Source organism: Zarconia sp., assembly GCF_057467645.1.
In genome coordinates this window covers 1-3,743 of the sequence record NZ_JBRJXU010000014.1, presented here as the reverse complement: position 1 = coordinate 3,743, position 3,743 = coordinate 1, and the positions used below count along the sequence as shown (strand labels likewise).

Annotated in this window: 1 protein-coding gene and 1 pseudogene; both read right to left on the bottom strand. The window is 47.3% G+C overall.

The window, feature by feature from the left end:
- Positions 1-676 precede the first annotated feature (676 nt).
- Positions 677-1,852, bottom strand: coding sequence for a HetZ-related protein (locus tag AC2215_RS02435; RefSeq protein WP_486808358.1), 1,176 nt, complete (start codon positions 1,850-1,852; stop codon positions 677-679).
- A 504-nt stretch (positions 1,853-2,356) separates the two neighbouring features.
- Positions 2,357-3,373, bottom strand: a pseudogene (locus tag AC2215_RS02430) (S8 family peptidase); the annotation flags it as partial.
- Positions 3,374-3,743 lie beyond the last annotated feature (370 nt).

Genomic DNA, 3,743 nt, shown 5'->3' with positions numbered 1-3,743 from the left:
GGTCAAGGGAGTATCATACCACGTTCCTTTATTTATATTACAGAGCCTGCCTGATAATTTAAATTATCAGGCAGGCTCTGTAATATAAATAAAGGAACGTGGTATGATACTCCCTTGACCTTATTGTAACGCGGTACGAGATTGAACCTCAAATTTCCCCCGCCCCTTCACTGAGACCCTTGCTGTGTATAGGTTTTAGAGGTTGGTGGCGATCGTGTTCTCAAAAATAACAGAACATGATACGAAGATTCGATCGGTTATCCCAGAACACGTGACATGCATCAAATCGCTCGTATCGCGTTACAACTTATTAGGATTTTATATAACACGTACTCAAGAAACACAGAACGTGGTACGGAATTGAGAACGCGCTCGCCATTCGACCCACCCACCAACTTGACGAGTTGGACGTGCCAACCTGACCCTTAACGCGCTCGCGCAGCGTCTCATGCAGGAGAATCGCCCAGACTCCGGTGACTCCCCTCCACCCCCAAAGCACGTCTACAGCACACCAACCAGCCCCGCAGAATTGCCCCCAGAACGCGCGAGAATCCCCCGTCCGTGACAGACAGGGGAGATGAAACGAGGCGCATTTGGGGCGTTTAGGCGGCGATGAATCCTCCCTGACGTACCCACCGCTGGTGCTGGCTGTAATTGAAGCTTCTTGTAAGACGGCTCACAAAGACAGTACAAGGTACGGAATGGGCGAACACGCTTGAGAATCAGAGAACTCGATGGTTACGTTTCGAGCTTGCCAAGCCAAATCCAAGACTTTCGTCCAGCGTTTTTGAGCTTGCTTGGGGGTACATTTGAGGGTTTTGGCAATTTGGGCATCGTCCGTACCGACTTGCTTGAGATCCAAGAGCTGTTGTTGTTGGGGGGTCAGTTTACCCAAGAACTCCTGCCACTGTCCAGGCGACATTCCCAAGTTTTTATCCAAGTCGGCTCCAAGCCACTGATGGACGAGTTTCCAGTTGTGGGTGCGGGCAAACTTTTCCACGTGATACTTAAAGCGCTGTTGCAAGTAGTCGCGCTGGCGGGAGGACAGACCCAAGATCTCGTCGATTTCGTGAGCGGGTAAGTCTTGCAACTTCAGGGTGAGGTAGTTCACGCAATCGGACTGACCTTGACCGGCGAGGTAGTCCATCAGGGTTTGAATCACTCGATCGCGCATCACTGCTTCTGAGGGATCGACGGCTTCAGCAACCATTTGTTCGCGCACTTGCAGCATGGCGGCAGAACGGCTGTGCATTTCGTTTTCTTCCCCTTTTGCCGATTCGACAGCCAGTTCCATATCGATGGAGGTTTCGGGAGACTGACTCTTGGCAAAGCTCTGGGCGCGGAGAATCACCAACTGCTGGGATTTGCGGCCAGGGAGGGAAATGCGGCGCTTGGCATATTGCTCGGTGAAGGCAATGTATTCGGCGAGTTCGACGCGGGTGCGGGGGGAGTAGTTTTCGGCGACTTCGTGTTCCCGACGGAAGGCGCGGAGAACTTCAACGTAGAAGTTTTGCAGGAAATCTTCGATTAAGTTATAGCGAGCTTGAAATCCGAATTGAGCTTTGGCTGGGGCAACATGGCGATAGACCATGACGCTCAAATTGCTATGGAGTTCAACCCGTCCTTTTTGGGAACCGAGGTTGTAGTAAGCGAATATTTTGTTGAGCCGATGGCGAGTGAGGGAGATTTGCCAGGACTCGACTTCTCCAGAATTTTGAATTCGGTTACTCTTATCGCAGATGCGGGTCACTTCCCGAGCAATGCGTTCGGCAACGGCAATGGCGCTGCGGGAGGTGAATTTCAAACTTCCTTGCAATTCCTGGAGGGCGAACTGAGCTAGAGGTTGAATCATCGAGGATTTGCCACTATCCCCAGCCCCCATCAAGACCAACTGCTTACTGCTCTTACAATCTCCATGCAATTGTATCCGCTCTTCTGATGCCCAATCCCTGTCTTGCAGGTTTTCTGATTGAGTTTCTGTAGAGCACAGAAATGGATGTCCGCTAGCAAGTTCAACTTTGCCATGTCCGGCAAAGTGAACGCAGACAAAATCCTCACAATTTCGTATAGGATACAAATTGTCATAGTGATGAGAATTAAACTCTTTTTCGATAAACTTTAGTCTCACGTTTGTAAGAACTTTCTCTAATTCTCGACAATCAGCTACGACAAAATATAGGCACTTTAAGGATTCTTGATATTGATTCAGGCTAATTGACAATATCCTTTTATTGAATAATTTTTCTGATACATTTAGCTTCCACAAAATAGAACATTTTGATGATTTATCATCATTGCATTGCCTGAAGTCAAGGCATAGCTTTACTTTATTGATTTCTTCTCGGGCTTTTATTATCTTCTCGCAAATTGCTTCGGATAAATACGAGATAAAAAACGAACTGCCATATAAATCCCGTAACTTACGCGACTTTTCGATCAACCTCTGTACTGGAGCAAACGTAATCGCTGTATATTTCTTTCTGTCCACTGCTTTCGCAATATTTTTGTTCGTAATCTGAACCACCGTTTCAGTAAATTGCCAAATATTGATAACAAAGCTAGCTGATTGGGTATACTCTTCTGGAGCCGTCACCTTCGCTAACTTCACTGCGGCATCAATGTTTAACAATCCAGATCCCGTTTCTGCATCCCAGTTGGTCGTGCTTAAGTCCGTAGATATATCTTTGAGAATTTGAATGACTTGGCGGTAATTCAAGCCAGGATTTGCCGCCCACACCAGCGAGGCCCCGCCTGTTACGTTTGCCGCAGCAACGGAACTACCTGCCATTGTGCCAATACCCGTACCAACCGTTGAGAAGATCGGGTTGTCTACGGTTCCACCTTCGGCCACCAGCTCCAGACCATAGCCGTAACTCGAATAATCGGCACGGATAAATGCTTCCGAGACCGGGATGGAGGGATCGACATCTAAACGTTTGGCAGCACCAACTGTGGCGATGTTGTCAAATTCTTGCCCGACCTGTCCGAGGGCAGACATGACACCGTTATCGTTTTCGGCTGCAACCACCAGCAAGATGTTATTCTGGCGGGCATATTCGATCGCCGCACGTTCCTTGGGGGTTAATTCGTAACGGGTTGCAATAATTCCCACAACATAGGTTCCATGTTCGCTACCTTCCCCTGGTTCTAGTAACGGGTTGTCGTCGCCATCGACACGATCGCTTCCCAAGGTGATGTTGCTGTAGTCGAGGTCTGGGTTGTTGGCTGCCAGTCCCGTATCGAGAATTCCAATGATGGGCTGATTTTCTGGGGGAAACTCGAACCGCTCAGGAACTTCTTCCGTATCCGTGAAAATCTCATTAGCATCTTTTAATGCGATTTTATCTATTTCAGTTATTAACAAATTCAACATATAATCAGAATTTGCTTGTCCCCGAAGTTCACCCAATCGCTCCATTTCTGAATCGGAAAGCTCAGAGCGATTGGTTAATCTTGCATACTCTAGCGCAAGCTTTTTACGTTTTTCTGTAATTTCATAGACACGACAATCTGGCTTTTGCTGAATTCTCCAAATTGCCTTATCTAGCACATAAAATACACGAACTACACTTTCAACATCTTCCTTATCTTTTTCGACCCACTTTTTTTCTTTTTCTATATACGGATTCTCACTCGCCTCTAAAAAACCTGCATTCTTTAATGCTAGCTCCTCAATCTCAGTCATCAACAAATTCAACACATCATCAGACTGCGCTTCCTCCCACAACTCAGCCAATCGCTCC